Here is a 20,522-nt window from a genome sequence, read left to right on the forward strand (position 1 = left end):
GTGCAGAACCTGGTGCCGATTATAAGGGACGGGCGCTGCCAGGCGCTGTATGTATAGGTATATAGCGTAAAAATGGCAAGGGAAATCCATCCTTGGAATCGATGTCGGCGTGCGGTCGAGATTTCCTCCCGTCGACACCCCCATGGCTGACAGCCGGGCGCTGGTCGCAACGCGATAGTGAGCGGCGTATTGATCTGAAACGGAAGCACATCATGGGCAAGGAATACGCTTACATCGACGTGGGCGCGACAAACACCGAGAGCAGCGAGGCTTACACGCAAGCATGGATAGAGCGGGTATTGGCTCAATCCACGCTGGAACCTCAGGCCAAGGCACTGATCCGGGCGGACGCCCTGATCCCCGTCGAATTCTCGGTATTCGATACCGATGACAGCCAGCGACAGCCGATCATTGTCGAGAACGAGTCGTTGCCGCTGTGGCACATCCTCAACGATCGGTTTCCCTGGCAGGCATATGCCGGCAAGCAGCAAAACACCGACAGCGTACAAACCAAAGTCCTGATGCCGTATTTCTACGGTGAGGTGGCACGGGAGCTGAATTTCACGCGATTTTTCCTCGGTCGCATCCGCGTCGGTGGGCAGATCCACGCGGGCTTTTGGGTGCAGCATGAGTTGATGATGCCTTACCAGGCGGTACTCAAGACCGAGGTGGTGGTGCTATCGGTGTGGAACACCCACGCCGAAATGATGGCGGAAATCTGGTTCGACCTGCCTCCCACATCCCGGGGGGCCAACCAATGGCCCAAGGCGATCAGCCTGGAGTGGCCGGGCATGCGCATGGGTGTGCAGTCGGGCAGCCGCTTCGAGTATTCAGCCGATACGAGCCAGAACCGGCTGTGGCTCAAACCCTTCGAAGAGCCGGTGGGGGTTGCGATCTTGAGTATCCTTGCGCGGTGGACACTCAAGGACGTGCAGCTGCCAGACACTCACATAGAGCCCAATCAATTGCTCAAGGTGACCCTTGGCAATCTTCCAGGCGGTGCGCCAGCGCTGGAATACTCGATCACCGTCGCCCAGGAATATCGAGCGTCAGGACGCTGGCAATATTATCTTGCGGTCTATTTGAATCACCGTTGTCCTTGGGTGAACTGCGGGGTGATGGATGAAGAGGGCGTGATCCGCGCACAAAGTGACCAGCAGAATGTCTGGTTCGTGCGCAGCGACGCCTCCCAGGCGTCTTTTTCGATACAGATATTGCCTGGGGACCTGGCGCAGTGGCTGGAGGGCGTGCCGACGTCGATACAGCCGGTTACGCCCCCCAAGGCCTGGCAAAAATGGGACAACCTGCTGAGCAGTGTGTGGAACGCCGAACTCTCCAAGGACTATATCCAGAACCTTATCGAGCGCTGCCTGAACAAGTCCGGGCTGCCGCAACGGACGCAGGATCGGTTCAGGGACGAAAAACGGTTTCGCTATAAATACCAGGTGGGCTACCCGGTCTATTCGGCGGGCATGACCGCCTATGCGCCACCGCGCTACAAGCATTTTTCTTTCTTGCAGGTGCTGACGGGCGAGCCGCAGCGCACGGCGTATTTCCAGGAAACCATCGCCAACATCCATGTCAGCGGGGAACCGCTGTCGAGCGTGGAAGTGCGCACCCTGGGCCGCTTGCGCGACATCTTGTATGAAACCTTTGTCGCCGATATCGACGAACTGGCGCGCAACACCGACTACAAACAACTGTTTGGCGAAACCTGCGAGGCCTTGGCCAAGGTCCGCGCGGCACAGTTCCTGGTCGATGATGCTGAGCAGGATGTGTCCCTGCGTGAACTCGCCCATCGTTTTCTGAAAGGGGAAGTCAAGCCGCGCCTGCTGCTGTTCCGGGAAAAAGTGGTGCCCAATGCGTTGGTGCTCAAGCTCAGTTCACAGAAGGCGCTCCTCATCTCACTGAACATGGCAGAGCTCACTTGGGCGGTGTGGCAGCCCAGCGGCGTGGCGGGGCACCCCAGTGACGACTTGATGCGGTTTATCACGCACCACCTGCCATTTCCGGAAAAACTCAGTGTGGAGCGCTCGGATTTCTATCCGCAGAAAAAGCGCTACGGCTATCACTACCGCCGCGTGCCACCGCAGCCGGTGGCTTTCCGGGAGGTGACGAACATCAACGATGCGCTGTATGAGATCGGTATCGGCGAACTCAAGCACATGATGAATTACGCGGTATTTTCCTCCGATGAAGAGCGGCGCCTGGCGAAATGGGGCCTGTTCAAGGTCGCTACCCGCGCGGTGTCCAGCCTGGTGATAGCGGCGGTCGGTCCCGCTTCGGGCGTCGGGGCTTTGCTGTTGTCCGGCGGTGTCGGCCTGATCGCCAATGTCGCGGACGCAAGCTTCTCCTACCAACTGGCGCGCAGCATGGACCGACCCGAGGATTACGCCGCCTATGTGTATGAGTGCAAGTTGGGCGTCTTGCTGGGCGTGGTGGAGCTGGTCGCCGACGTTACCCTGGCCAGGGGGCAACTGCGCACGCTGTTGAAACGGTCGGCCCAGACCGGGAAGTTGCTGTTGCCGGCCTTGAGATCCCGTGAGCGCCCGGACCCCCCTGTTTCCCTGGAACAGGCGAGCGCCTCCACGTTATTCCTGCCCACATCAGCGGACCTGCTGGGCATGCGCGGTCGTCTGGAAAAGCTTTATCGCGACGCCAATAAGCTGGCCGAATTGGCGGGCGACTCCGAGGCTTCGAGTACAGGCGGCTTCGTTGAGTCCAAGCGCTGTGCGGACTACCTGTCAAGCCAGTCCTGGGACGTACAGGCTATCGGCGTCTTGCTGTTCGCCGAACCGGACGACCCGCGTCCCCAGTGCCATTTCGCCCTGTCGGTTCGCAATGAAAGTGATGCGGCGGTGCTGGACACGGGGTTGGGGCGCCTGGACCCTTCGGCGCAGCAACTGGCCTATTTTGATTCCATCGCCGGTTGGGAGCAGCGCGTGCAGCAAGCACCGGCGTCGAGCGGCAAATTGGTGGTCTACAAGCTCTACGCCAACGTCATCGAGGCCAGCCATGAGCTCAACACGGTGTTCCGGCTGGGAGTGAGTTGGGGGCGTTTCTTCAATACCGGCAGCTATTCGGTCCTCGCGTGTCCGCAGCGATTTATCACCGCCATCCAACGCCAACTGCCCAGGTTATGGGATGTGCTTTCCCGGGAGCTGCCAGGGGGCGCGTCGCAGCTGACGACGGCGTTGCAAAATACGCCGCAGCCGTTCGATCACGCCGGCCTGTTGCTGCAGGTCAGTAACCTGCGGGGCTTGATCGATGAATCCGAGGATATGTTGCGCCGTACCGTTGGGGTGCCTGTGGTTGGCAACCTCAGGGCGCAACTGCTGGGGGCTTTCCGGAGCTGGCGCCACGAGTCGCTGGAAGAGTATGTGGAGCTGATGGACAGCGTTATCGCAGAAGAGGCGGAGTTGGTGCGCGGAGCATTGGCTCACCTGGACCAGTTGCAATCGGGCCTCGCCAGCCCGATTGCCACGGCGGAGAACGCCCTGGTCGATTGCGTCGACTGGATCGCACTGCGGGCCGGCCAGGAAGACGACGACTGGCGCAGTTTGCTGCGCAGCGAAATCGAACGCTATGTCAAGGGGGACCGCGCCAGTGCGGACCTGTGTACAAGGGCGCAACTCGACTACCTGCACCAGACGCTGGCCGCCCATCGCGAAGTGCAGATACACCACGTACTGGGGGCCAGCTACGAACGACTCTCCATGAGCACCGGCCAGGCGCTGTTTGCTATCGGGCTGAAGTTGATCAACGCCATGGCCACCCATCGGCAGTCCGATTGCTTCTTCGCCTTGATCATGACCTGCCAGCCCTACAAGAACAGTAACGAGCACTTCGCCCGCATCATCTACGGTATCCACGCCCTGCGGCAAAAGCGCTTCATGGTACTGACCCAGGCCCACGAAAACCGCCTGAGCGGGCTACGACCTGCGGAACCTGTACCGCTCTAATCCGGCGTGCGGGTAAGCGTCTTGAGGGCTTGCGCGGCGAGCAGCGTGGTCAGTTCGCGCGTCGACAGTGCGTGCTTGAGCCCGACGGCCTGCCCGGCCCACTGAGAGCCAAAACCGGCTTCCTCCCTGGCCTTCAATGGCATCAGCGCGCCGCCTGCCAGAGGAAAGGCCGGCGCCGCCGGGTTCACCGGGCCCAGCTCACGCATCAGGCGATTCAAGAGGCCACGGGCAGGGCGTCCGGTGAACAGGTTGGTCAGCGCTGTGCCACTGGCCTGGGCCGTCAGCAAGGCCAGATGGTGGGCCCGGCTGAGCGTCGCCTCCGGGGTGAACAGGTACGCGGTGCCGATCTGCACCGCCGAGGCTCCGAGGACGAAGGCCGCAGCAATACCGCGCGCATCGCCGATTCCGCCGGCGGCGATTACCGGGACGCTCACTGCGTCCACCACTTGCGGGACCAGGGCCAGCGTGCCGATCTGGCTGCTCAGGTCCGAAGCCAGGAACATTCCCCGATGCCCGCCGGCCTCATACCCCATGGCGATAATCGCGTCGCAACCGTGCCGCTCCAACCAGATCGCTTCCTCGACCGTGGTGGCCGAGGACAGCACCTTGGCCCCGGTCGCCTTGACACGTTCCAGCAGGTTTTTTTCCGGCAGGCCGAAATGAAAGCTCACGACCTCGGGGCGGTGTTGCTCCACCACTTCGCAACTGGCGACGTTGAACGGGGCGCGATTGGAGACCGGAGTCGGCGCATCAAAATCGGCGCCCAGTTCGCGGTAGTAGGGTTCCAGCAAGGCCTTCCAGTGGCGATTGCACTCCTCATCCGGCTCCGGCGGCTGATGGCAGAAGAAATTGACGTTGATAGGCCCGGTACTGGCATGGCGCACGGTGGCCAGGGTTTCATGCAGTTGCTCGATGCTCAGCATCGCCGCGGGGATCGAACCCAGCGCACCGGCCTGGTTGGCGGCAATCACCATGGCGGCGCTGGTCGCACCGGCCATCGGTGCCTGGATGATGGGCACGTCGATGCCCAGCAGGTCGAGAATACGGGTGTCTGGCCAGGTGCTCATGGGACGTGTCTCCAGTATCAGTGAGGCTTGTCGCTGTTTTAACAGGGCCCTTGGCACCCGGCCAGTCTGTTTTATTCACTGGACGAGGGACGCTTTTCGTGCGCGTCAGTGGTCTCTTTCCCGCTCCAGCAGCTGCCGCTTGCGTTCAACCCCCCAGCGATAGCCGGATAGATCGCCATTGCTGCGCACCACCCGATGACAGGGGATCGCTACCGCCAGGCTGTTCGCCCCGCAGGCTTGGGCCACCGCGCGAAAGGCCTTGGGCGCGCCGATGCGTTGGGCGATCTGCCCATAGCTGGCCGTGCTGCCCACCGGAATCTCGCGCAGGGCCTGCCACACCCGTTCCTGGAACGCGGTGCCACGCAAGTCCAGTGGCAAGTCCAGGCCCAGGGCCGGCGCCTCGATAAAGCCCACCACCTGCGCGATCAGTTGTTCGAAACGGCGGTCGGCCCCCACCAGGTTGGCCCTGGGGAATTGATCCTGCAGGTTGCGCACCAGTTTGTCCGGGTCATCCCCGAGCAGAATCGCACACACGCCACGGGCGCTCTGCGCCACCAGGATTGCACCCAGCGAGCATTGCCCGACGGCGAACAGAATATCGTTGTTGGTGCCGCCGGCCTTGTAGTCGCTGGGCGTCATGCCGAGCCGTTGGTTGGCCGACTCATAGAAGCGGCTGTTGGAGTTGAAGCCGGCTTCATACAACGCATCGGTTACCGAATGCGCACCCTTGAGCCCCTCGCGAACCTTGCGTGAGCGATGGGCGCTGGCGTAACCCTTGGGCGTCAGGCCGGTCACGCCTTTGAACACCCGGTGGAAATGGAACGGGCTCAGGCCGGCCCGGCTCGCCAGCGTGCTGAGGCTGGGCGCGGTGTCGGCGTGTTCGATCTGCCGGCACGCGTCAGCCACCAATTGCGCATGCTGCGCAGCCAGTTGTGTCTGGTCACCGGCTGCGCGTTTGCTGGCGCGATAACCGGCGGCCTCGGCCTGTGCCGGGGTGTCGAAAAACTCGATATTTTCCGGGCGGGGCAATCGCGAGGCGCTGCTCGGGCGGCAATACACACCGGTGGTTTTCACGCCGTAGACGAACAGCCCATCGGCTTTCGGATCGCGGGCAAGAATCGCAGCCCAGCGCGGATCTTGTTCGGTAGTCATGGTTGGCACTCTTGACGGATCCTGGCCAGATTAGCCGTGCTGCAGTGGCCTGGCACTCCGAAGCTTGCGGTCAAATCAGCCGGCGGTGCGAAAAGTGAGGTTGATACGTTGCGGGCCCATGATCGGGTGCACGCCTTCCTTGATCGGCATCACCCCATGAAAGCGCAGCCGATCGACCCCGCCCCAGACCACCACATCACCATGGAGCAGCGAGACCTTGCGGGTCTTGTCACTGCGGGCGTGGCCACCGAACAGGAAAACTGCCGGCAGTCCAAGGGAGATCGACACGACGGGCTCGCTGTAGCGACGTTCATTCCTGTCCTGGTGCAAGGACATTTTCGCGCCCGGAACATAACGGTTGATCAGGCAGGCGTCGGGGGCAAAGTCGACAAACCCGGCGTCTGCCGCGGCTTCTATGGCCAGTTGGCGCAAGGTGTCCGGCAGCGCTGGCCAGGGTTGCCGGGTGCGAGGGTCCAGGGGCGTGTAGCGGTAGCCGCTGGCGTCGCTGGTCCAGCCCAGCGAGCCGCAACTGCTCAAGGCCGCCGACATGGTAAAGCCACCGGGCGTAACCATTTGCCGAAATGGCGATTGCGCCAGCACACGGCGCAGTTCTGGCAGAAGGCGCTCAGTCCAGGGCAGGGCATAGCCCCTTAACACGTAGGACTGTTCGCCGATCTGCTCACGTGCTGCGGGTTGTTGCAGGGCGTCATTGGCGAACAGGTCATCAGTGGGGCCGGGCATTGCCTTACAGCGCCTTGCTCACGTTGATGTCGCTGATGACATCGCTGGCATCGTGGATTTTCGCCAGGGCTTGCAGGGCCTCTTCCACGCTGTTGCTCGTAAGTTGGGCGAACTCAAAGCGGCGTTCGCCGTTGAGCTTGTACTTGATCACGTATTTGGTGGTAGCAGTCACGGTGATTTCCTCTGGCGTCTTCGAGTCAGCTCAGCTTGGTGCTGGTGCGACGTACGATGCGAATCTTGTGGGACAGCGCCGGCTTGCGGGTGACGCTGATCGCGCGACGCGTCACCACGTCCAGGGTGATGTTCCAGAACCCGGTGCTGGGTGCGGTGATCTTGGCGGGGAACTTGTCGAAGGCGCCGCCGTGGTATGTGTGGCGACCGCCATTCTTGAAGCTGCGAAAGTTCGCGTCGCTCATCAGGCGAATATTGCAAGTCTGCGAGCATTCGATGACGACAATGTCTCCCTCGTTGAGGTGCTCGCGCTGGTGGATGAATTTCATGAGGGTGTCTCCAGAAGGGCTTTTTCTGAAAAAATCAGAACGATACGTAGGTTAAGATAGAGTTTATCAGCCCCAGCGCGTTTATTATCGGCTCGTCTTCAACGACGTCGACAATTTAAAACAGTTATTTACCGAGTTATCAGGGATAAATCCTACGTGGGCGGGAGAAAATTACCATCCCCGCTGTCGTAGGGTCTTTATTGGAGGTTTTGTATGAAGTGGAGTGTGTTGGTTCTGGCCTTGGCGATAGGTGGGTGTGCTTCGGTTGCAGATATCAAGCAGACCCCGCCGACGTTGGCCGTCATCTCCGGGAAAAAACCCCAGGAGTACGCCGCGTGTGTGGTAAGAAAATTATCGGCCACCCGTCGGCCGCCGCAGATTGAACCGCATAAAGACGGTGTACAGGTCATCGTGCCGCAGAAATTTTCCGCCGACCCTTCGGCTATTTTCGAAATTGAAGAGCGCTCCAGCGGTAGCAGCATCAAGCTCTACGAGAGCATGTCCAACGTGCCGATCCGCCCGGGTGATGTGAAAAAAGCCGGGGAAGAGTGCATTTCCGGTTGAGGCCGCTGGGGAAAGCCGATATGAAGCGTGAACACGTCAAGGCCCGCCATGCCGAGGGTGAAATCTCGGCCACCCATGTCATCCAGAACCCCGCCGACCTGGGCGAGTGGATCGTCTTCTTCAAGAAAAGTGGCGGTCGCAGCTTTTTTCTGGTGGATGATCAGGATGAAGTCGAATCCTTTGCCAGTCTTGACGAACTGAGCGAAATCCTTCGGGAACTGGGGATCAAATTCGCCGAGATCCACCTGTAACCCGCGGGGTTACTTGCAGACTACCACCACACTGCGACTTTTGTAGTTGCCCACATCCTGGCCCAGGGTCTTGTCGCTTTCCTTCAGCGATGGCGTGCCTTCAGTGCCGACAATGCGATAGCCGGTGCCTGCGCAGGAGGCATCGGCTTTTTCGTAGCAACTGGCCCAGGAGTTGGCTTCGCCTGAACAGTCGATGGTCAGGCCTTGCTCGCCGTTCTTGAGGTAGACATCGGATGTGGTGGTGCAGCCGGCGAGTGCCAGTACCGCAGTCAGTGCCAGAAATTTGTTCATGTGTGTTCGTCGTCGAGGGTGTGGGAGGGGCGCTGACACTGTCGTGGGGCGTTTTTGGAAGATTATAGCGAACTGCCATCTAGGTACAGGCAAAACCAAAAAAGCCCCGTAAGTCGGGGCTTTTTGCATAGGCATGGAGGCTTACTTGCCCTTCGGCCTTTTGCTCGACGCGTGGCCTGCTTCATCCACAAACACTTCGGCGACTGCGATTGCCATGCTTTCGGTCTCGAAAACACCGGCGACGCTGTCTCCGTGGAAGTTGATCAGGTGCCAGCCGTCCGCTCGCTTGGTGATCAGGTAGCCGTTCACGCCTTTTGGTTCTGACATCTATTAACAATCTCATGGTCTGATTCAAGGGTGCAATGATAGCGCCAAATGTTCCAGGACCGCGCAAGTTATTCCAGGTCAGTGTTCCAGCCTGAAAAGCGTGCTAAAAGGGTTGCAGCCCCTTTAAGCATGAGCAGGCGGCTTTTTTTAGCGTGCCGGCAGAGCCGCTCTTTGTAAGATCAGCGGAACTTACGCCGACATTTTTTCTCTAGATGACATCGCAACGCCAGCAGGACCCATTGTAAGGTGACTGCGGCCTGATTAGACTGCGCCGAATTCCGTACGCACAGCCCTTTGTAAGGACTTATATGATCAAGAAATGCTTGTTCCCAGCAGCCGGTTACGGCACTCGCTTCTTGCCAGCGACCAAGGCCATGCCCAAAGAGATGCTGCCGGTGGTAAACAAGCCACTGATTCAGTACGGCGTCGAAGAGGCATTGGATGCCGGTCTGAACGAAATCTCTATCGTCACCGGTCGCGGTAAACGCGCACTGGAAGACCATTTCGACATCAGCTACGAGTTGGAAAACCAAATCAAGGGCACCGACAAGGAAAAATATCTGGTCGGTATCCGCAAGCTGCTGGACGAGTGCTCTTTCTCCTACACCCGCCAGACTCAGATGAAAGGCCTCGGCCACGCCATCCTGACCGGTCGCCCATTGATCGGTGACGAGCCGTTCGCCGTAGTACTCGCGGATGACCTGTGTGTAAACCTGGAAGGCGACGGCGTACTGACCCAGATGGTCAAGCTGTATCAGAAATACCGTTGCACCATCGTTGCGGTTCAAGAGGTCGATCCTCAAGAGACCAACAAGTACGGCGTGATTGCCGGTGACGACATTGGTGATGGCCTGATCCGCGTACGCGACATGGTCGAGAAGCCGGCGCCTGAAGATGCACCGTCGAACCTGGCGATCATCGGTCGTTACATTCTAACCCCGGACATCTTCAAGCTGATCGAAGAAACCGAGCCAGGCAAGGGTGGCGAGATCCAGATCACCGACGCCCTGTTGAAACAGGCCAAAGACGGTTGTGTGATCGCCTACAAGTTCAAGGGGCGTCGTTTTGACTGCGGTGGCGCCGAAGGCTACATCGAAGCCACCAACTTCTGCTACGAGCACTTCTACAAGACTGGCAAGGCTTACTGATTCACGCAGGCCTGCCTTTGAAAAAGCCACCTTCGGGTGGCTTTTTCGTTTTTCAGCCCCATGTAAGTCGGTATGCTGATGTCCTGCCGAGGAGAATGAAATGGCCTACGATTTTGACCTGTATGTAATTGGCGCCGGTTCCGGCGGTGTTCGCGCGGCGCGCTTTGCTGCGGGCTTTGGGGCCAAGGTGGCCGTGGCGGAAAGTCGCTACCTGGGCGGCACCTGCGTGAACGTTGGCTGCGTGCCGAAGAAACTGCTGGTGTACGGTGCGCATTTTGCCGAGGACTTCGAGCAAGCCAGTGGCTTTGGCTGGTCCCTGGGTGAAGCGAATTTTGATTGGCCGACCCTGATCGCCAACAAGGATCGCGAGATCAACCGCCTCAATGGCATCTACCGCAACCTGCTGGTCAACAGCGGCGTGACCCTGCATGAGGGGCATGCGCGCCTGGTTGACCCGCACCAGGTGGAAATCAATGGCGAGCGCTTTACGGCCAGGCACATCCTGATCGCTACCGGGGGCTGGCCGCAGATTCCGGATATTCCGGGGCGTGAGCATGCGATTGGCTCCAATGAGGCGTTCTTCCTCAAGGCGTTGCCCAAGCGTGTGCTGGTGGTGGGCGGTGGTTATATCGCGGTTGAGTTCGCCGGGATTTTCCATGGCCTGGGCGCGCAGACCTCGTTGCTCTATCGCGGCGATCTGTTCCTGCGCGGCTTTGATGGTTCGGTGCGCACGCATCTGAAGGAAGAATTGACCAAGCGCGGCCTCGACCTGCAGTTCAATGCCGATATCGAGCGCATTGAAAAGCAAGCCGATGGCAGCCTCAAGGCCACCTTGAAAGATGGTCGCGTGCTGGAGGCCGATTGCGTGTTCTATGCCACTGGCCGACGTCCGATGCTGGATAACCTGGGCTTGGAAAATACCAGCGTCAAACTGGATGAACGCGGTTTCGTCCAGGTGAACGACCAGTACGAGACCACCGAAGCGTCGATCCTGGCGATCGGTGATGTGATCGGCCGTGTGCAACTGACGCCGGTGGCTCTCGCCGAAGGCATGGCCGTAGCGCGTCGCTTGTTCAAGCCCGAGCATTACCGCCCGGTGGATTACGCAATGATCCCGACAGCGGTATTCAGCCTGCCGAATATCGGCACGGTCGGCCTGACGGAGGAGGAGGCGAAGAAAAACGGGCACAGGGTGCAGATCTTCGAAAGCCGGTTCCGCCCGATGAAGCTGACCTTGACCGAGTGCCAGGAAAAAACCTTGATGAAACTGGTGGTCGACGCGGACACCGACAAGGTGTTGGGCTGCCACATGGTCGGTCCGGACGCGGGCGAGATCGTCCAGGGCCTGGCGATCGCGCTCAAGGCCGGCGCGACCAAGCAGCACTTCGATGAAACCATCGGTGTGCATCCCACGGCGGCGGAAGAGTTCGTCACCATGCGCACGCCTGTGTCCGACTGATCAGGCTGGCGGTGTTGCCTCTGGCGCCGTTGCAACGGCGGCGGCCAGGCGCAAGGCTTCGATAGTGGCGTGGGCCTTCATAAGCTCCAGTTCCAGGCGCTTGTTGGTGTGCCCGTGCTCAGCCAGCGCTTGTTGGCGTGACTCACTTTCAAGCAAGGCCACCCGCAGGCGCTCCTGAAGGAGAGTGCGCTCGCTGTCGATCTGGCTCACGTGTTCGCTCAGCTTCAGTTGCTGGGCCTGGTCTTTGCGGGTTTGCTCCTGCAGCGCAGCCAGTTCCTTTGCCGTCACTCGGTGCTCGATCAGCAGGCGCTCGTTGTCACGGTGCAGCTGGGTGATTTCGTCCTGGCGAACCATTGCGCTTTGCTGGGCTTGGCGCAGCTCTGCCTGTACTTGCTGCAGCTGGCCTTCGTGGCGCCGTTGCTCCTGCTCGCGCTGCTCCTTGATCGCATTGCGGTAGTGCTCCAGCGCCTCGCGGGCGTGCAGGTGCTTTTCTTCCAGCGAGCGAATCTGTTCGTCCTTGTCGTTGATCCTTAGCTCGTAATCGCTGCAGGCCTGGCTGAGCCCGGCGTTGCGCGTTTGCTCGGTTTGCAGACTGGTACTGGTGGTTTGCAGGGCAGCGCTTTCTTCTGCCAGTGCAGCCGCCTGAATATCGAATTGTTGCTTGAGTTCGCCGTGAGCTTCTTCAAGCGCCTCGATCTGGGCGAGCAGGGCGGATTTTTGCTGTTCGAACTGCGCAAGGGCCAGGTCAATCGGCTCTTGAGCCTTGTCCTTCAAGCGCTGCGCCAACCGTGCAACCAGCTCACCCAGCTCGTCGTCGATCGGCGCTTCGGTGATAGTCAGGCGGGCTTCGCTGTCGTCCAGCTCCTTCAAATAGCGGTGGATCGTGGTTTTCGAGCCGGTATTGCCCATCTCGATGCGTACCGCGTCGATGCTGGGGTTCTCGCCACGGGCAAGGATCGCCAGGCGTGCCGTTTGAACTACTGCTTTATTAATGCCGCCGCGAGCCATGGGGTCTCCGTTGATTTAGTACTGTGGTATGTATTATGTAGATACATACTATAACACGAATAAAAACTCGTTAAAATTCATGATTTAACAGATGGGATATTGGCGTATTATCCCGTGTCATGAGCGACTGGAGCGCTTATACCTCTGCCAGCAGTACGAATAGGCCTCCCATGAGCGATCTGGACCGTTACCTCAACGCCGCCACCCGCGATAACACGCGCCGCAGCTATCGTGCGGCGATCGAACACTTCGAAGTCAGTTGGGGCGGATTTCTGCCGGCCACCAGCGACAGCGTGGCGCGTTACCTGGTGGCGCATGCCGGCGTGTTGGCAGTCAACACCTTGAAGTTGCGGCTCTCGGCATTGGCGCAATGGCATACCAGCCAGGGCTTTCCCGATCCGACGAAAGCGCCGGTGGTGCGCAAGGTGCTCAAGGGGATTCGCGCCGTGCACCCGGCGCAGGAGAAGCAGGCCGAGCCGTTGCAACTCAGGCATCTGGAGCAGGTCGCGGCCTCCCTTGAGGCTGAAGCGCGAGAGGCCAGTGAGGCGCATGACCCACCGCGGTTGCTGCGCGCCAAACGTGACACTGCGCTCATCCTGCTGGGCTTCTGGCGCGGTTTCCGTAGCGATGAGTTGTGCCGATTAAGTATCGAACACGTGCAGGCAACACCCGGTGCAGGCATCAGTCTGTACCTGCCGCGCAGCAAAAGTGACCGCGACAACCTCGGCAAGACCTATCACACCCCGGCGCTGCTGCGCCTCTGTCCGGTGCAGGCCTACAGCGAATGGCTCAGCGCCTCGGCTCTGGTGCGCGGTCCGGTATTTCGCGGTATCGATCGCTGGGGAAACCTGGGGGAGGAGGGCTTGCACCCCAACAGCGTGATACCGCTGCTGCGCCAGGCGCTTGAGCGTGCGGGCATCGCCGCCGAGCAGTACACCAGTCACTCGCTGCGTCGGGGCTTTGCCACCTGGGCCCATTCCAGCGGGTGGGACTTGAAGTCGTTGATGAGTTACGTCGGCTGGAGCGACATGAAATCCGCCATGCGCTATGTTGAAGCGACGCCCTTTCTCGGCATGACATTGGCCACTCAACCGTTGCTTTGAGATTTCTTCTATTAATACCGTCACCTGATAGGGAAAACCAATCGTCAGCATCAGGTTTGCCAATGAGCCATCTGCCGAGAGAGTGGGTAGGATTCACCTCATCAACTTCTTAACCCCTGACGGAGAGTCAACGATGCCTATCATCAACAGCCAAGTAAAACCGTTCAAAGCAACTGCATACAAAAACGGCAACTTCGTAGATGTGACCGACGCTGACCTGAAAGGCAAATGGTCGGTAGTGTTCTTCTACCCAGCCGACTTCACCTTCGTTTGCCCAACCGAGCTGGAAGACCTGGCCGACAACTACGCCGAATTCCAGAAGCTGGGCGTGGAAATCTACAGCGTTTCCACCGACACCCACTTTGCCCACGCTGCCTGGCACAACACCTCGCCAGCCATCGGCAAAATCCAGTACACCATGATCGGCGACCCGACCCTGACCATCTCCCGCAACTTCGACGTCCTGATCGAAGAAGCTGGCCTGGCTGACCGCGGTACCTTCGTGATCAACCCGGAAGGTCAGATCAAGATCGTTGAACTGAACGACGGCGGTGTTGGCCGTGACGCTTCCGAGCTGCTGCGCAAAATCAAGGCCGCTCAATACGTTGCTGCCCACCCAGGCGAAGTGTGCCCAGCCAAGTGGAAAGAAGGCGAGGCTACTCTGGCTCCGTCCCTGGACCTGGTCGGCAAGATCTAAGTCTGTGAAGACGTATCAAGGGCGGAACTCCGCACTTAAGTAAGCTGCATCCGCCCTCAAAACGCCCGGGCGAGAGTCGCTCGGGCGTTTTTTTGTCTGCAATAAACCGAATTAATAGGAAATCGCCCGTATGTTGGACGCCAATCTTAAAGCTCAGTTGAAGTCATACCTGGAACGGGTCACCCAGCCGATCGAGATCGTCGCCTCCCTCGACGACGGCGCGAAATCCCAGGAAATGCTTGCCCTTCTGCAGGACGTAGCCAGCCTCACCACGCTGATTACCCTGAAGACCGATGGTGATGATGCACGTAAGCCATCGTTCTCCATCAACCGCCCGGGTGCCGAGATCAGCCTGCGTTTCGCCGGCATCCCCATGGGCCATGAATTCACTTCGTTGGTGCTGGCCCTGCTGCAAGTCGGTGGCCACCCGTCGAAGGCCAGTGTCGAAGTCATCGAACAGATCCGCGCCCTTAAGGGCGAGTTCAGCTTCGAGACTTACTTCTCGCTGTCCTGCCAGAACTGCCCGGACGTGGTCCAGGCATTGAACCTGATGGCCGTGCTCAACCCGAATATCCGCCACGTCGCCATCGACGGCGCGCTGTTCCAGGCTGAAGTCGACGAGCGTCAGATCATGGCGGTGCCGAGCGTCTACTTGAATGGCGTGAACTTCGGCCAGGGCCGCATGGGCCTGGAAGAAATCCTCGCCAAGCTCGACACCAGCGGCATTGAAAAAGCCGCCGAGAAAATCAGCGCCAAGGAGGCCTTTGATGTGCTGGTCGTCGGCGGTGGCCCAGCCGGTTCCGCAGCTGCCATCTACGCCGCACGTAAAGGTATTCGCACCGGTGTTGCCGCCGAACGCTTTGGCGGCCAGGTGCTGGACACCATGTCCATCGAGAACTTTATCTCGGTACAGGAAACCGAAGGGCCGAAACTGGCCAGCGCCCTGGAAGCCCACGTGCGTCAATACGACGTGGACATCATGAACCTGCAGCGCGCCAGCAGCCTGGTGCCGGCGAAGAATCCCGGTGACCTGCACGAAATTCGCTTTGAAAGCGGTGCGACCCTCAAGTCCAAGACCGTGATCCTGGCCACCGGCGCCCGCTGGCGCGAAATGGGTGTACCGGGCGAGCAGGAATACAAGGCCAAGGGCGTGTGCTTCTGCCCGCACTGCGATGGTCCGCTATTCAAGGGCAAGCGTGTGGCGGTGATCGGCGGCGGCAACTCCGGCGTTGAAGCGGCCATCGACCTGGCCGGTATCGTCAGCCATGTGACCTTGCTGGAGTTCGACAGCAAGTTGCGCGCCGATGCGGTATTGCAGCGCAAGCTGTACAGCCTGCCTAACGTTGACGTGATCACCAGCGCGCTGACCAGTGAAGTCAAAGGCGATGGCCAGAAAGTGACAGGCCTGGCGTACAAGGACCGCGATACCGGTGAGTTCAAGACCCTCGACCTGGAAGGCATCTTTGTACAGATCGGCTTGCTGCCCAACACCGACTGGCTTAAAGGCACTGTGGAACTGACCCCCCGTGGCGAGATCATTGTCGATGCCCGTGGCGAAACTTCACTGCCAGGGGTATTCGCCGCCGGTGACGTGACGACCGTGCCGTACAAGCAGATCGTGATTGCAGTAGGCGAGGGCGCCAAGGCTTCCCTGAGTGCTTTCGATCACCTGATCCGTACCTCCGCTCCGGCGTAAGCCCAGGTCAGGAAACGAAAAACCCCATGAGTGATCATGGGGTTTTTTGTTGTGTGTTGAAACTTACAGCGGCGCTGGCTGGATGATCTCGACCCAGTACCCATCCGGGTCCTTGATGAACGCCAGGCTTTTCATGCGGCCATCGGTCAGGCGCTTCTGGAAATCGCAGCCCAATGCCTCGAAGCGTTCGCACGCGGCAACAATATCGGGCACCGAGATGCAGATATGGCCAAAGCCGCGTGGATCGGTGTTGCCGTTGTGGTAGGCGAAGTCGGCATCGTTTTCGGTGCCGTGGTTGTGGGTCAGTTCCAGGATGCCTGGAATCGACTTCATCCATTGGGTACGCGCGGCGGCGTCGGCCGGGATCTGGGATTTGTCCACCAGGGCCAGGAAGTACAGGCTGAATTCGGCTTCCGGGAAGTCGCGCTTTTCAACCAGGGAAAAACCCAGGACGCGGGTGTAGAAGTCCAGGGACTTGGTGATGTCCTTGACCCGCAGCATGGTGTGGTTGAACACGAAGTTCGAGGTGGCGGTGTCAGGTTGGGCGGTGACGCCCGGGAAGGTGTTCAGTTCGTGCAGGCTCATGGGCCCTCCAGAAAAAAATGGGGCAAACGCGGCTCCAGGTAAGAGGAGCGTTCCCTTGGCTTGCGGCTGGCGTCCGTGCAGCCGGGCCATGATACGCAAGGCCCGCTTGCTGCGCCAAATGAAAAAGCGCGCGCAGGTCTTGCGACCGGCCGGTGGCGGGGCTCACACTTTGTCGCTTGAACCTTGGGTGTCTTTTGCAATGATCGAATGTCGTATACCGCTGTTGAGCGCTCTGTGTTTGCTGTTGGCCAGCCCCTGGGTGTGGGCGGGCGACCCGGAAATTCACTGGCCCAGCGGCTGGCAGGTAGAAGAGGTGGTGCCCGACGGCGACGCGCCGGCCACGCGGCAGCCGGTCTCGCGGCAGCGTGCGATCAAGAACGACGAAAATGGCAACACATTGATGGTGATGGAGTTGACGGGGACGCCGATCGAGGCCGGGCATAACGTTAATCTCCAGGGCGTATTGCTGGAGATGCGCAAGTCCATCCAGAAAGATTTTGCCCAGGGCGGTTATCAAAGTGTATGCAGCAAGATGCACTCGACAACACTGAGTCGCCTTGAGGCCGTGGAAACTACCTGTGTGATTACCGAGAATGGACGGCACGTCCTTTCGCAAACATTGGTGGGGGCTGTAGATACCGATAAAGCGTATGTTTTTTCATACGCGGGTCAAGCCGATGCCTACGAAGCCAGCAAGGATGAAGTCAGTTCGGTGCGCGCCAGCCTCAAACTTTAAGTGGGTTTCGCCCGTCGATTCTCAACAAGGTGAAATGTTATTTAAGTTCGGTTTCGAACCCTTGAATAAAAAAGCCCCGCATGTGCGGGGCTCTTTGTTAGTGCGCTGCGATCAGCCGCGAAGCCAGGAGTCTACAGTGGCTGCGCCATACTGTTCTTTCCAGGCCTTGAGGCCACGGTGGTTACCGCCCTTGGTTTCGATCAGTTCGCCAGTGTGCGGGTTGTGGTAAACCTTGACCACGCGTGCACGGCGCTGTTTGGGTGCGCTGGCGGCGGCAGCGCTGGTCTTGCCCGGGTTTGGATCAAGGATCAGGATAATGTCGCGCAGGCCTTTGCCGTAGGTTTTCATCAGTCCTTGAAGCTTTTCTTCGAATTCGATTTCTTTCTTCAGGCCGGCGTCGTTCTTCAGGGACTCCAGCTGGGCGAGCTGCTCTTGAAGGGCTTTTTCTGCTGCGCGAAATTCGGCGAGTCTGGACAAAATCTGTACTCCAATAGTGTATTTGGCTGATGTCAACTACAGACAAAGCTATAAGCCAATAGCGTTAAGGCGACTCACAGAAGAAGTCGTCCTGCGAGTTCTGCACAGGCAAGAAAAATTGTAGTAGTTAATCCGCCACGAGTAAATCACGTCTTTTGTCGTATTAACATTATTTCAACGCCGCTAGTGCATGGCTATTCAATGGCTGGCCAGGTTTTTAATGAATTCATCGCTGGGTAATGGCTTTCCAAACAGGTAGCCCTGGAGGAAATCCACGCCGTGAGCGGCCAGGTATTCGCACTGCTCGGCAGTCTCTACACCCTCGGCAACGATGCCCAGGTCCAGCTTGCCGGACAATTCGATGATGCTGTCCAGAATATGCCGCGATAGTGCATCGGCACCGATCATGGCGACAAAACTCTGGTCGATCTTCAAGTAATCCACATTGAAGTTGCGCAAATAGCCCAGACTGGAATGGCCGGTACCAAAGTCATCGATGGCAATCATCACCCCTAGTTGATGCAGGGCGTCGAACAGTCGGCGGGTAATATCCGTGGGCTCGATCAGCTCGCGCTCGGTCAGCTCCAGCACCAAGGTCACCTGGCCCGGTGCAAAGGCGGCGAGAAACTCACGGCAATCCTCCACCAGTGCAAGGTCGTGGCAATGGCGCGCGGTGATATTCACGCCGATATGGAAGCCCGGGCTGAACTGCGTCGCATGGGGCGCCAGTTGGGTGGCGGTCTGGCGCAGCAGGGCACGGGTCATTGGCACTATCAGGCCGGAATGTTCGGCCAGCGGGATAAACAGATCGGGCCGGACCAGGCCTTCCTTGGGGTGCTGCCAGCGCATCAGCACTTCGCAGCCGGCCCATTCGCGGGTGTCACCGCGCACCACCGGCTGGAAGTACGGGATGAACTCATTGGCCCCCAGCGCCCGTTGCAGCTCATGGGTGGGCGCCGAGGAGCGCTTTTGCAGCCAGTGCGCAAGCAGGCCCGCGAGGACGCCAAAGAACACCACCAGGCTGAACAGCGCCGGGTAACGTGCCTGCATATAGCGCCACACTTCACCGGCCGGCATGCCGGCGTCGACGCTGTAGCGATAACGCTCGGACGCCAGGTGATGATGGGCCACGGCAAATACCGGGACTGCAGTGTCGTGCACGTTGCCATCGGCGCCGAGCCAGTGAGGGCCGACTTGCAGCACAAGCTGCGCATAGCGGCTGATCAGGCGCAGGGCGTTGGTCAGGTGATAGCCGTCGATGGAGGCAAACGCCGCTTTGTCGCCGTCGACCAGGCGGTAGACCAGCAGCGCGGTATCCGGCGTAACCGGGTTGCCGTTCATCAGCCACAGGCGGCCATCGACGTAGTCATCCGGGTTTACCGGTGACTCGTAGTTGCTGCCGAACAGGGAGCTGCAATAAATGTTTCTCTGCCAGGACAAGGTCGTCGCCCGCACAAACGGCCGGCGCGTGACCTGTTCACGCAGCGCCAGTTGCGCGCCACTGTCACACGGCTGTCCGGCCAGGGGCAGCAAGGCCTGGGCGGCGAGGGCGGTATTGTCGAGCATCAGGTCGAATTGACGTACGGCTTCCTGGGCGGTTTGCGCGGTGCTTTGTTCGAGGGTGCGTTCGGCTTGCCAATACAGGATGGCCGCACCGAGCAGGATCGGCAGCACACCCGCCAACAGGCTGATCGCATAGCGGGTGAGAAGTCTTCGCGGGCCTTTGACAGTGAGGGGCATGGGTTCAGGCCTGTTGCGCAGGGGGAGGGCTTTACCGGCAGGCCGGCGGGGAATGTTCCGATGATAGATGGCCCGCTTGGAGTTTGCTCGCCCTGACAAGGCTTTGCGCAATCTCGATAAAGGCCACGGTGGCCGGTGACGACTGCCGACGATCCAGCACCGCCAGGCCGATCTGGCGCGGCACACGGGGCGAAAGGGGTCGCTTCACATAGCGCGGATCAAGTGCCTGGGGCAGCGACGCTTCGGCGACGATGCTCAGGCCATCGCCACGGCTGACCGCTTCCAGGGTGCTCAGCAGTTGTGCACAGCGGTAACGAATCCTTGGTCGCAGTTGTCTGGCGTCGAACAGGCGGGTGACCAGTTCCGAGGAGCCGGCTTCGGTCAGGATAAAGGCATCGTCGCACAGGTCCTGCAGGGCCAGCGTGTCCCGCGCAGCCAATGGATGATCTGCCGGCAGCAGCGCCACCAGCTCGTCCTCGAACACGGTAAAGGTGTCGTAGCGCTCCTGTTCCAGCACCACAAAGCCCACATCGATCCGTCGCTCATCCAGCCACTGCAGCACCTGGCGGTCGGGGCCTTCGTCCACATGCACCTCAATCCCCGGATGGGCGCTGCGAAACTCGCTGAGGATGGTGGGCAGCAGGCGAATCGACGCGGTCGGCCCGAACGAGCCGATGCGCAAGGTACCGCGCCGCATGCCCCGGGCATCGGCCGCTTCTTGTTGCAGGGTGTTGGCCAGGCCGAGCATGGCACGGGCACGTCCGAGTAATTGCCGGCCGATGTCGCTGGGTTCTACCAGTGACTGGTGGCGCCGAAACAGCTCCACACCCAGTTCCTGCTCCAGGGCCTTGATGGCATGGGACACCGCCGACTGGCTGATGCCCAGGCGGTGGGCCGCACTGGTAAAACCCTGCAGCTCGGCGACCAGCGAGAAGATTTCCAATTGGGTCAGGGTCATGAGTGAAAGCTCATTTTACGATGAATAGTTATTAGCTGAAGAATACGCCAATTCTCCCCG

At 59.7% G+C, this 20,522-nt stretch carries 21 protein-coding genes; 9 read left to right on the forward strand and 12 right to left on the reverse strand.

The genetic code is table 11. The features are described 5' to 3' along the window. The first annotated feature begins 212 nt into the window (after nt 1–212). Nucleotides 213–3,962, forward strand: a complete 3,750-nt coding sequence (locus V3W40_RS33345) for a hypothetical protein (protein ID WP_330216441.1) — start codon at nt 213–215, stop codon at nt 3,960–3,962. On the opposite strand, the gene V3W40_RS33350 is transcribed toward V3W40_RS33345, so the two are convergent. The 5 genes from V3W40_RS33350 to V3W40_RS33370 all read right to left on the reverse strand — a co-directional run bounded on the left by V3W40_RS33350 (nt 3,959) and on the right by V3W40_RS33370 (nt 7,422). Beyond that, nucleotides 3,959–5,029: an NAD(P)H-dependent flavin oxidoreductase gene (locus V3W40_RS33350; protein ID WP_137212296.1), complete on the reverse strand. Its 1,071-nt coding sequence runs from the start codon at nt 5,027–5,029 to the stop codon at nt 3,959–3,961. The two genes, V3W40_RS33345 and V3W40_RS33350, sit on opposite strands and share 4 nt — an antisense overlap. 105 nt (nt 5,030–5,134) lie before the next feature. Then, on the reverse strand, nt 5,135–6,181 hold the full coding sequence (ada, locus tag V3W40_RS33355) for a bifunctional DNA-binding transcriptional regulator/O6-methylguanine-DNA methyltransferase Ada (protein WP_330216442.1): 1,047 nt from the start codon (nt 6,179–6,181) through the stop codon (nt 5,135–5,137). A gap of 75 nt (nt 6,182–6,256) precedes the next feature. Further along, a complete protein-coding gene (alkB, locus tag V3W40_RS33360) occupies nt 6,257–6,922 on the reverse strand; it encodes a DNA oxidative demethylase AlkB (RefSeq protein ID WP_330216443.1) in 666 nt (221 codons plus the stop codon). A gap of 4 nt (nt 6,923–6,926) precedes the next feature. After that, entirely contained in the window at nt 6,927–7,094 is a 168-nt protein-coding gene (locus tag V3W40_RS33365) for a hypothetical protein (RefSeq protein WP_178084549.1), read from the reverse strand. 25 nt (nt 7,095–7,119) lie between these two features. Further along, nucleotides 7,120–7,422, reverse strand: coding sequence for a DUF1883 domain-containing protein (locus tag V3W40_RS33370; RefSeq protein ID WP_003173824.1), 303 nt, complete (start codon nt 7,420–7,422; stop codon nt 7,120–7,122). A gap of 213 nt (nt 7,423–7,635) precedes the next feature. Between V3W40_RS33370 and V3W40_RS33375 the strand changes: the two genes are divergently transcribed. Both V3W40_RS33375 and V3W40_RS33380 read left to right on the forward strand, forming a co-directional pair. Beyond that, nucleotides 7,636–7,986: a hypothetical protein gene (locus V3W40_RS33375; protein ID WP_027606592.1), complete on the forward strand. Its 351-nt coding sequence runs from the start codon at nt 7,636–7,638 to the stop codon at nt 7,984–7,986. A 20-nt stretch (nt 7,987–8,006) separates the two neighbouring features. After that, nucleotides 8,007–8,237: a hypothetical protein gene (locus V3W40_RS33380; protein WP_027606591.1), complete on the forward strand. Its 231-nt coding sequence runs from the start codon at nt 8,007–8,009 to the stop codon at nt 8,235–8,237. 9 nt (nt 8,238–8,246) lie between these two features. Here the strand turns inward: V3W40_RS33380 and V3W40_RS33385 are convergent, their stop codons facing one another. Together V3W40_RS33385 and V3W40_RS33390 are read right to left on the reverse strand one after the other, a co-directional pair. Further along, nucleotides 8,247–8,528 (reverse strand): hypothetical protein, encoded by a 282-nt coding sequence (locus V3W40_RS33385; protein ID WP_027606590.1) that lies wholly within the window; start codon nt 8,526–8,528, stop codon nt 8,247–8,249. Between the two features lie 141 nt (nt 8,529–8,669). After that, entirely contained in the window at nt 8,670–8,855 is a 186-nt protein-coding gene (locus V3W40_RS33390; protein ID WP_017528082.1) for a hypothetical protein, read from the reverse strand. A gap of 308 nt (nt 8,856–9,163) precedes the next feature. Between V3W40_RS33390 and galU the strand changes: the two genes are divergently transcribed. Both galU and gorA read left to right on the forward strand, forming a co-directional pair. Next, the gene (gene galU / locus V3W40_RS33395) at nt 9,164–10,003 is read left to right on the forward strand and encodes a UTP--glucose-1-phosphate uridylyltransferase GalU (RefSeq protein ID WP_003212579.1); all 840 of its coding nucleotides are present in this window, start codon (nt 9,164–9,166) and stop codon (nt 10,001–10,003) included. Nucleotides 10,004–10,103: 100 nt separating this feature from the next. Further along, nucleotides 10,104–11,462 carry a glutathione-disulfide reductase gene (gorA, locus tag V3W40_RS33400; protein ID WP_330216444.1) on the forward strand — a complete coding sequence of 453 codons (1,359 nt, stop codon included), beginning with the start codon at nt 10,104–10,106 and terminating at the stop codon, nt 11,460–11,462. Here the strand turns inward: gorA and V3W40_RS33405 are convergent, their stop codons facing one another. Next, entirely contained in the window at nt 11,463–12,470 is a 1,008-nt protein-coding gene (locus V3W40_RS33405) for a DNA-binding protein (RefSeq protein ID WP_065946966.1), read from the reverse strand. 170 nt (nt 12,471–12,640) lie between these two features. Between V3W40_RS33405 and V3W40_RS33410 the strand changes: the two genes are divergently transcribed. The 3 genes from V3W40_RS33410 (at nt 12,641) to ahpF (ending at nt 15,966) form a co-directional block, all read left to right on the forward strand. After that, nucleotides 12,641–13,573: a site-specific integrase gene (locus V3W40_RS33410; protein ID WP_065927486.1), complete on the forward strand. Its 933-nt coding sequence runs from the start codon at nt 12,641–12,643 to the stop codon at nt 13,571–13,573. 133 nt (nt 13,574–13,706) lie between these two features. Next, the gene (gene ahpC / locus V3W40_RS33415; protein ID WP_003173835.1) at nt 13,707–14,270 is read left to right on the forward strand and encodes an alkyl hydroperoxide reductase subunit C; all 564 of its coding nucleotides are present in this window, start codon (nt 13,707–13,709) and stop codon (nt 14,268–14,270) included. A 130-nt stretch (nt 14,271–14,400) separates the two neighbouring features. Then, complete coding sequence (gene ahpF / locus V3W40_RS33420) at nt 14,401–15,966, forward strand: alkyl hydroperoxide reductase subunit F (RefSeq protein ID WP_065946967.1); 1,566 nt, start codon at nt 14,401–14,403, stop codon at nt 15,964–15,966. Between the two features lie 63 nt (nt 15,967–16,029). Here ahpF and gloA read toward each other — a convergent pair whose 3' ends face one another. Then, nucleotides 16,030–16,551, reverse strand: a complete 522-nt coding sequence (gloA, locus tag V3W40_RS33425; protein ID WP_115487281.1) for a lactoylglutathione lyase — start codon at nt 16,549–16,551, stop codon at nt 16,030–16,032. A 199-nt stretch (nt 16,552–16,750) separates the two neighbouring features. Here gloA and V3W40_RS33430 point away from each other — a divergent pair, with 199 nt between their 5' ends. Then, nucleotides 16,751–17,287, forward strand: a complete 537-nt coding sequence (locus tag V3W40_RS33430) for a DUF4946 domain-containing protein (RefSeq protein ID WP_065927786.1) — start codon at nt 16,751–16,753, stop codon at nt 17,285–17,287. 111 nt (nt 17,288–17,398) lie between these two features. Here V3W40_RS33430 and V3W40_RS33435 read toward each other — a convergent pair whose 3' ends face one another. The 3 genes from V3W40_RS33435 to V3W40_RS33445 form a co-directional block, all read right to left on the reverse strand. Then, nucleotides 17,399–17,764 (reverse strand): histone-like nucleoid-structuring protein, MvaT/MvaU family, encoded by a 366-nt coding sequence (locus V3W40_RS33435; protein ID WP_027606583.1) that lies wholly within the window; start codon nt 17,762–17,764, stop codon nt 17,399–17,401. A gap of 198 nt (nt 17,765–17,962) precedes the next feature. Then, entirely contained in the window at nt 17,963–19,504 is a 1,542-nt protein-coding gene (locus V3W40_RS33440) for an EAL domain-containing protein (protein ID WP_330216445.1), read from the reverse strand. A 31-nt stretch (nt 19,505–19,535) separates the two neighbouring features. Then, nucleotides 19,536–20,462: a LysR family transcriptional regulator gene (locus V3W40_RS33445; RefSeq protein WP_065927490.1), complete on the reverse strand. Its 927-nt coding sequence runs from the start codon at nt 20,460–20,462 to the stop codon at nt 19,536–19,538. Nucleotides 20,463–20,522 lie beyond the last annotated feature (60 nt).

The sequence above is a fragment of the Pseudomonas sp. AM8 genome, assembly GCF_036346475.1.
Taxonomy (GTDB): Bacteria; Pseudomonadota; Gammaproteobacteria; order Pseudomonadales; family Pseudomonadaceae; genus Aquipseudomonas; species Aquipseudomonas marginalis.

What these genes read in the sequence shown, in the direction of transcription:
- V3W40_RS33345 (WP_330216441.1), top strand. Translation starts at nt 213, where the DNA reads ATGGGCAAGGAATACGCTTACATCGACGTGGGCGCGACAAACACCGAG.
- V3W40_RS33350 (WP_137212296.1), bottom strand. Translation starts at nt 5,029, where the DNA reads ATGAGCACCTGGCCAGACACCCGTATTCTCGACCTGCTGGGCATCGAC.
- ada (WP_330216442.1), bottom strand. Translation starts at nt 6,181, where the DNA reads ATGACTACCGAACAAGATCCGCGCTGGGCTGCGATTCTTGCCCGCGAT.
- alkB (WP_330216443.1), bottom strand. Translation starts at nt 6,922, where the DNA reads ATGCCCGGCCCCACTGATGACCTGTTCGCCAATGACGCCCTGCAACAA.
- V3W40_RS33370 (WP_003173824.1), bottom strand. Translation starts at nt 7,422, where the DNA reads ATGAAATTCATCCACCAGCGCGAGCACCTCAACGAGGGAGACATTGTC.
- V3W40_RS33375 (WP_027606592.1), top strand. Translation starts at nt 7,636, where the DNA reads ATGAAGTGGAGTGTGTTGGTTCTGGCCTTGGCGATAGGTGGGTGTGCT.
- V3W40_RS33380 (WP_027606591.1), top strand. Translation starts at nt 8,007, where the DNA reads ATGAAGCGTGAACACGTCAAGGCCCGCCATGCCGAGGGTGAAATCTCG.
- V3W40_RS33385 (WP_027606590.1), bottom strand. Translation starts at nt 8,528, where the DNA reads ATGAACAAATTTCTGGCACTGACTGCGGTACTGGCACTCGCCGGCTGC.
- V3W40_RS33390 (WP_017528082.1), bottom strand. Translation starts at nt 8,855, where the DNA reads ATGTCAGAACCAAAAGGCGTGAACGGCTACCTGATCACCAAGCGAGCG.
- galU (WP_003212579.1), top strand. Translation starts at nt 9,164, where the DNA reads ATGATCAAGAAATGCTTGTTCCCAGCAGCCGGTTACGGCACTCGCTTC.
- gorA (WP_330216444.1), top strand. Translation starts at nt 10,104, where the DNA reads ATGGCCTACGATTTTGACCTGTATGTAATTGGCGCCGGTTCCGGCGGT.
- V3W40_RS33405 (WP_065946966.1), bottom strand. Translation starts at nt 12,470, where the DNA reads ATGGCTCGCGGCGGCATTAATAAAGCAGTAGTTCAAACGGCACGCCTG.
- V3W40_RS33410 (WP_065927486.1), top strand. Translation starts at nt 12,641, where the DNA reads ATGAGCGATCTGGACCGTTACCTCAACGCCGCCACCCGCGATAACACG.
- ahpC (WP_003173835.1), top strand. Translation starts at nt 13,707, where the DNA reads ATGCCTATCATCAACAGCCAAGTAAAACCGTTCAAAGCAACTGCATAC.
- ahpF (WP_065946967.1), top strand. Translation starts at nt 14,401, where the DNA reads ATGTTGGACGCCAATCTTAAAGCTCAGTTGAAGTCATACCTGGAACGG.
- gloA (WP_115487281.1), bottom strand. Translation starts at nt 16,551, where the DNA reads ATGAGCCTGCACGAACTGAACACCTTCCCGGGCGTCACCGCCCAACCT.
- V3W40_RS33430 (WP_065927786.1), top strand. Translation starts at nt 16,751, where the DNA reads ATGATCGAATGTCGTATACCGCTGTTGAGCGCTCTGTGTTTGCTGTTG.
- V3W40_RS33440 (WP_330216445.1), bottom strand. Translation starts at nt 19,504, where the DNA reads ATGCCCCTCACTGTCAAAGGCCCGCGAAGACTTCTCACCCGCTATGCG.
- V3W40_RS33445 (WP_065927490.1), bottom strand. Translation starts at nt 20,462, where the DNA reads ATGACCCTGACCCAATTGGAAATCTTCTCGCTGGTCGCCGAGCTGCAG.